This is a genomic window from Streptomyces himastatinicus ATCC 53653, from assembly GCF_000158915.1.
Lineage (GTDB): Bacteria > Actinomycetota > Actinomycetes > Streptomycetales > Streptomycetaceae > Streptomyces > Streptomyces himastatinicus.
Map to the genome: position 1 here is coordinate 8,215,585 of NZ_GG657754.1, position 6,452 is coordinate 8,222,036.

General features: G+C 71.7%; 5 protein-coding genes. 2 read left to right on the top strand and 3 right to left on the bottom strand.

Annotation, left to right across the window (positions count from 1 at the left end; translation table 11 throughout):
- The 3 genes from SSOG_RS35075 to SSOG_RS35085 form a co-directional block, all read right to left on the bottom strand.
- Positions 1-787, bottom strand: a 787-nt coding sequence (locus tag SSOG_RS35075) for a PucR family transcriptional regulator ligand-binding domain-containing protein (protein ID WP_208867393.1), incomplete at its 3' end; no start/stop codon positions are given.
- A gap of 56 nt (positions 788-843) precedes the next feature.
- On the bottom strand, positions 844-1,113 hold the full coding sequence (locus SSOG_RS35080) for a hypothetical protein (protein ID WP_009719013.1): 270 nt from the start codon (positions 1,111-1,113) through the stop codon (positions 844-846).
- 52 nt (positions 1,114-1,165) lie between these two features.
- Positions 1,166-2,968 carry a glycoside hydrolase family 15 protein gene (locus tag SSOG_RS35085; protein ID WP_009719014.1) on the bottom strand — a complete coding sequence of 601 codons (1,803 nt, stop codon included), beginning with the start codon at positions 2,966-2,968 and terminating at the stop codon, positions 1,166-1,168.
- A 550-nt stretch (positions 2,969-3,518) separates the two neighbouring features.
- Between SSOG_RS35085 and SSOG_RS35090 the strand changes: the two genes are divergently transcribed.
- Both SSOG_RS35090 and SSOG_RS35095 read left to right on the top strand, forming a co-directional pair.
- Positions 3,519-5,174 carry a CTP synthase gene (locus tag SSOG_RS35090; RefSeq protein WP_009719015.1) on the top strand — a complete coding sequence of 552 codons (1,656 nt, stop codon included), beginning with the start codon at positions 3,519-3,521 and terminating at the stop codon, positions 5,172-5,174.
- A gap of 87 nt (positions 5,175-5,261) precedes the next feature.
- A complete protein-coding gene (locus tag SSOG_RS35095) occupies positions 5,262-5,888 on the top strand; it encodes an NUDIX domain-containing protein (RefSeq protein WP_009719016.1) in 627 nt (208 codons plus the stop codon).
- The last annotated feature ends 564 nt before the right edge of the window (positions 5,889-6,452 follow it).

Here is a 6,452-nt window from a genome sequence, read left to right on the forward strand (position 1 = left end):
CGGTCCGCTCGGCGGCGATGCGGTGGACCGGCCCGAGCGGTGCGGCCACCGGCAGCACGGCCAGCCGGGCCCGTACCGCGCCGGGACCCTGGCCGCCGCCCGGCACATCGGCCAGCACACTGCCCGCCGTCGGCTCGGACGGCCGCCGGTCCGCGTGGCGGGCCCGCAGCCCCTCCCACGCCTGGAGCGGATCGGTGGCGCCGGGGCGTACGCCCGCGGGCCCGGCCGCGTACAGCAGCCGGCCGTCGGGGGTCTCCAGGAACACCGGATTGCCCGCGAACTCCGCGAAGTTCCGCAGGATCTCCGGCACCCCGCCGCCCCGCAGCAGCACCTCGGTGCCCTGGCGGTGCACGACATCGGCCTGCTGGAGCAGGGCGTAGTGCTCGTTGACGATCTCGGTGTGGATCTCCTCGGTGACCGCCACGAACGGCACCTCACGATGCAGCTGCACCAGCGGCAGCCCGCACGAGCGCGCCGCGTCGACCACCGCCACCGGGAGCGTACGGAACCGCGGCCCCAGCTCCACCACCAGCGCCGCGATCCCCCGCTCGGCCAGCCGCCGGACGAAGGCGCGCTGCTCGGCGGGGCGGGGGCCGACGCCGAGACCGGTGGTCAGCAGCAGCTCGCCGCCCTTGAGCAGGGCGGCGATGTTCGGCGCCTCACCCGCGTGCACCCAGCGCACCGGCCGGTCCAGCAGCTCGCCCCCGGTCACCACCTCGGGGAGGCCACGGCGCAGGGCGGGCAGATCCAGCGCCCGTGCCACGGTGATCGTTCCTTGTGTGTCCATCCGGTTCCGGCTTGTCGATTGCGCTCAGAGGTGCCCGGGCCACGCCCGCGGGCCCCTCACTGCCCGGCGCCCCGCAGCCGCCGCGCGATGTCGATGTCCCGCTCCAGCGCGCTGAACCGGGGCGGTTCGCGGGAGGCATCCAGGACGACGACGTGCATCTGGTCGCCGACCCGGGCCGGTGCGACGCTCTCGTCCCACCAGGAGGGGTGCTTCACCTGGTCGATGAACCCGGTGGCGCCGTCCCCCTCGTCCACTTCGACCTTCGCGCCCACGGGAGCCACCGCGACCACCGTCACATCCAGCTCCTGGTGATTGCGAAATGTCACTTCGGCCCTCCGTTAACAGATAAACAGCGGGGCCGGTGTGACGGCAACCGCGTCAGCCGCCGTACGCGCCGGAGGCGGTCAGTCGCAGGGCGGTGTCGATCAGCGGGACGTGGCTGAACGCCTGGGGGAAGTTGCCGACCTGGCGCTGGAGGTTCGGGTCCCACTCCTCGGCCAGCAGGCCCAGGTCGTTGCGGAGGGCGAGCAGCTTCTCGAAGAGCCTGCGGGCCTCGTCGACCCGGCCGATCATCGCCAGGTCGTCGGCGAGCCAGAACGAGCAGGCGAGGAAGGCGCCTTCGTCGCCCTCCAGGCCGTCCACGCCCGCGTCCTCGCCCGCGGTCGGGTAGCGCATCACGAAGCCGTCGGAGGTGGACAGCTCGCGCTGGATCGCCTCGATGGTGCCGATGACGCGCTTGTCGTCCGGCGGCAGGAAGCCCATCTGCGGGATGAGCAGCAGGGAGGCGTCCAGTTCCTTGGAGCCGTAGGACTGGGTGAAGGTGTTGCGCTCGGCGTCGTAGCCCTTCTCGCACACGTCCCGGTGGATCTCGTCGCGCAGGTCCCGCCAGCGGTCCAACGGGCCGTCCACATCGCCCGATTCGATGAGCTTGACGGTGCGGTCGACGGCGACCCAGGCCATCACCTTGGAGTGCACGAAGTGCCGGCGCGGGCCGCGCACCTCCCAGATGCCCTCGTCGGGCTCGTCCCAGTGCTCCTCCAGGTAGCGGATCAGCTTGAGCTGGAGAATGCTCGCGTAGTCGTTGCGCGCCAGGCCCGTCATATGGGCCAGGTGCAGCGCCTCGGTGACCTCGCCGTAGACGTCCAGCTGGAGCTGGCCCGCCGCGCCGTTGCCGACGCGGACCGGCTGGGAGTCCTCGTAGCCGGGCAGCCAGGTCAGCTCGGCCTCGGACAGCTCGCGCTCACCCGCGATGCCGTACATGATCTGGAGGTTCTCCGGGTCGCCCGCGACCGCGCGCAGCAGCCATTCGCGCCAGGCGCGGGCCTCCTCGCGGTAGCCGGTGCGCAGCAGGGAGGACAGGGTGATCGCGGCGTCCCGCAGCCAGGTGAAGCGGTAGTCCCAGTTCCGTACGCCGCCGATGTCCTCGGGCAGCGAGGTGGTGGGCGCCGCGACGATGCCGCCGGTGGGGGCGTAGGTGAGCGCCTTGAGGGTGATCAGCGAGCGGACGACCGCGTCCCGGTAGGGGCCGTGGTACGTGCAGTGCTCGACCCACTCCCGCCAGAACGCCTCGGTCGCCTCCAGCGCGGCCTCCGGCTCGGGCAGGGCGGGCGGCTCCTTGTGCGAGGGCTGCCAGCTGATGGTGAAGGCGATCCGGTCGCCGGGGGCGACCGTGAAGTCGGCGTAGGTGGTGAGGTCCTTGCCGAAGGTGTCGACCTCGGTGTCCAGCCACACCGAGTCGGGACCGGCGACGGCGACCGTCCGCGAGTCCACCTTGTGCACCCACGGCACGACCCAGCCGTACGAGAAGCGCATCCGCAGGGAGGAGCGCACCGGCACCCGGCCGCTGACCCCCTCGACGATCCGCACCAGCTGCGGGGCGCCGTCCCGCGGCGGCATGAAGTCGATCACGCGGACCGTGCCGCGCGGGGTGTCCCACTCCGACTCCAGGACGAGCGAGTCGCCCCGGTAGCGGCGGCGGTCGGCGACCGGCGGCTCGCTACCGGCGGCGTGGGCGGGACCCAGCCGCCAGAACCCGTGCTCATCAGTGCCGAGCAGACCGGCGAAGACAGCATGGGAGTCGAAACGCGGCAGGCACAGCCAGTCGACCGTCCCGTCCTTACAGACGAGGGCGGCGGTCTGCATATCCCCGATGAGTGCGTAGTCCTCGATACGCCCGGCCACGTGCTTCCCCTATTCGAACGGCCGCATTGCCCCTGCGGGCGTGCTTACGGTCTCCGGAAATATTGGACGAGCTCTTGTTCCGGAGGCGAGCTGGTGGTGCCGTGCCGGGGCTCGTAGCGTTTCGTCCGAGCAGGATACGACGCAGGACAGTGATCCGCTTGAGCCCGTCCATATCGTGGCTCGCGTCACGACCGCCGATCGGGTGGCGGGATCACGGGTGGGTGTCCGTCCGGGTCGAGCGGTCGCATACGGGCGGTGGCTGTCGCGATACGCGAGGTGACGCGGGGTCGCGTGTGCCGATGCGAGATGCGGACGATACGCGTTTTGTTGTCATGACAGCGTACGGTGCGGCGGAGGTGCGGCGGGCCGTGCCACGCGGACGGGCTCCAGCGGCCGCCGCGGGGCACTGATACCCTGGTAGCCCGTGGAGCGGCGGGCACAAAACCCCCGAACCTCAGCGACGGCACCCCCGCGACAGCGGGGCCGCAGCCGGACCGCACCCTCACGACGCGACCACGGGAGCCCCCTTTTGGCCATTGCCGCTAAGCCCATGACGACCAAGCACCTCTTCGTCACCGGGGGTGTCGCTTCCTCACTCGGCAAGGGCCTGACCGCCTCCAGCCTCGGTGCGCTCCTCAAGGCGCGGGGTCTGCGGGTCACCATGCAGAAGCTCGACCCGTACCTCAACGTCGACCCGGGCACCATGAACCCGTTCCAGCACGGTGAGGTGTTCGTCACCAACGACGGCGCCGAGACCGACCTGGACATCGGCCACTACGAGCGTTTTCTCGACGTCGACCTCGACGGCTCCGCCAACGTGACCACCGGCCAGGTCTACTCCAGCGTGATCGCCAAGGAGCGGCGCGGTGAGTACCTGGGCGACACCGTGCAGGTCATCCCGCACATCACCAACGAGATCAAGCACCGCATCCGGCGCATGGCCACCGATGACGTGGACGTCGTCATCACCGAGGTCGGCGGCACCGTCGGCGACATCGAGTCGCTGCCGTTCCTGGAGGCCGTCCGCCAGGTCCGCCACGAGGTCGGCCGGGACAACGTCTTCGTGGTGCACATCTCCCTGCTGCCGTACATCGGCCCGTCCGGCGAGCTGAAGACCAAGCCCACCCAGCACTCGGTCGCCGCCCTGCGCAACATCGGTATCCAGCCGGACGCCATCGTGCTGCGCGCCGACCGCGAGGTCCCCACCTCCATCAAGCGCAAGATCTCGCTGATGTGCGACGTGGACGACGCCGCGGTGGTCGCCGCCATCGACGCCAAGTCGATCTACGACATCCCGAAGGTGCTGCACTCCGAGGGGCTGGACGCCTATGTCGTCCGCAAGCTGGACCTGCCCTTCCGCGACGTGGACTGGACCCAGTGGGACGACCTGCTGAAGCGGGTCCACCAGCCCGACCACGAGGTCACGGTCGCGCTCGTCGGCAAGTACATCGACCTGCCCGACGCTTATCTGTCCGTCACCGAGGCACTGCGCGCGGGCGGGTTCGCCAACAACGCCCGAGTGAAGATCAAGTGGGTCACGTCCGACGACTGCAAGACGGCGGTCGGTGCCCGGCAGCAGCTGGAGGACTGCGACGCGGTCTGCATCCCCGGCGGCTTCGGCGACCGCGGCGTCATCGGCAAGGTCGGCGCGATCACCTACGCCCGCGAGAACAAGATCCCGCTGCTGGGCCTGTGCCTCGGCCTCCAGTGCATCGTCATCGAGGCCGCGCGGAACCTGGCGGGCATCTCCGGCGCCAACTCCACCGAGTTCGAACCGGCCGCCACCGACCCGGTGATCTCCACCATGGCCGAGCAGCTGGACATCGTCGCTGGCGAGGGCGACATGGGCGGCACCATGCGGCTGGGCATGTACCCGGCCAAGCTCGCCGAGGGCTCGATCGTCCGCGAGGTCTACGACGACCAGCCGTACGTCGAGGAGCGCCACCGCCACCGCTACGAGGTCAACAACTCCTACCGCGGTGAGCTGGAGAAGAAGGCCGGACTGGTCTTCTCCGGCACCTCTCCCGACAACAAGCTGGTCGAGTACGTCGAGTTCCCGCGCGACGTCCACCCCTACCTCGTCGGCACCCAGGCCCACCCCGAGCTGCGCTCCCGGCCGACCCGCCCGCACCCGCTCTTCGCGGGTCTGGTCAAGGCGGCAGTCAAGCGACAGACCGCTGGTCAGGGCAAGGCCGCCGGGGCCTGACCGATACGGTTGACGGGGGCGCGGGCCGCTCCGGGCGGCCCGCCGCCCCCGGTCAACCGCATGCGGAAAGGACGCTGAGACAGAGCAATGGGCATCCAGGACACCCCCGAGGAATGGCGGACCGTCGCCACCGCGACGCCGTTCACCGGCAACAAGACGAGCGTGCGCACCGACGAGGTCGTCATGCCCGACGGCACCACCGTCACGCGCGACTACCAGGTCCACCCCGGCTCCGTCGCCGTCCTGGCCCTCGACGACACCGGCCGCGTCATCGTGCTGCGCCAGTACCGCCACCCGGTCCGCCACCGGCTCTGGGAGATCCCGGCCGGTCTCCTCGACATCCCCGGCGAGAACCCGCTCCGCGCCGCGCAGCGCGAGCTGTACGAGGAAGCGCACGTCAAGGCCGAGGACTGGCGCGTGCTGACGGACGTCTACACCACGCCCGGCGGCTGCGACGAGGCCGTACGGATCTTCCTCGCGCGCGAGATCTCGGCGGCGGACGGGGAGCGCTACGAGGTCTCCGAGGAGGAGGCCGACATGGAGCTGGCCCGGATCCCGCTGGACGAGCTGGTACGCGCCGTCCTGGCCGGTGACCTGCACAACAACTGCCTAGCGGTAGGCGTCCTGGCCCTCCACGCCGCCCTGACCGGCGACGGGGTGGAAGCCCTGCGCGAGGCGGACGCCCCCTGGCCGGCCCGCCCGTTCAAGCCGTAACCCGGCGGGGCTCGGGCGCGGGGGTGTCCCGCGGGCCGCGCCGTCCGCCCTGTGCGGGCGCGCCGGGCCGTACGCCTCGCCCCTGGCGGGGCGCGCTTCCGACCTGTTCCGCCGGGCCCGGGCGCCGGGCCATACGTCTTGCCCTGTGCGGGGGTGCGTTCCCGCCCGGCTCGCGTTCCGCGCTGCGGGGTCCGGGCCCCGGGCTGTGCCGCCGGGCCCGCGCGCCGGGTCGTGACGTTCGGCCCGTCCGGGCGCATGCCTGACCAGTCTCCACGGGGCCAGGACCCCGAGCCGTGCGCCTGGCCCCTGTTCGCGGGCGCGCTTTCGCCCCGCCCTCGCCGTGCCCGGGTCCCGGGCATCCCGCCCGTCCCCGTCGGGCGCGCGGCAGTGCCGTTCGCCCCCGTCCGGGCGCGGCGGGCCGTACGCCTCGCCCCTGGCGGGGCGCGCTTCCGAACAGTTCTGTCGGGCCCGGGCGCCCTGTGCGGGCGTGCGCTCCCGCCCGTTCCGGCGTAGTTCGGGCTCTGTGCCGAGCCGCTTGCCCTGTTCGCCGCCGCGCTTCCGAAC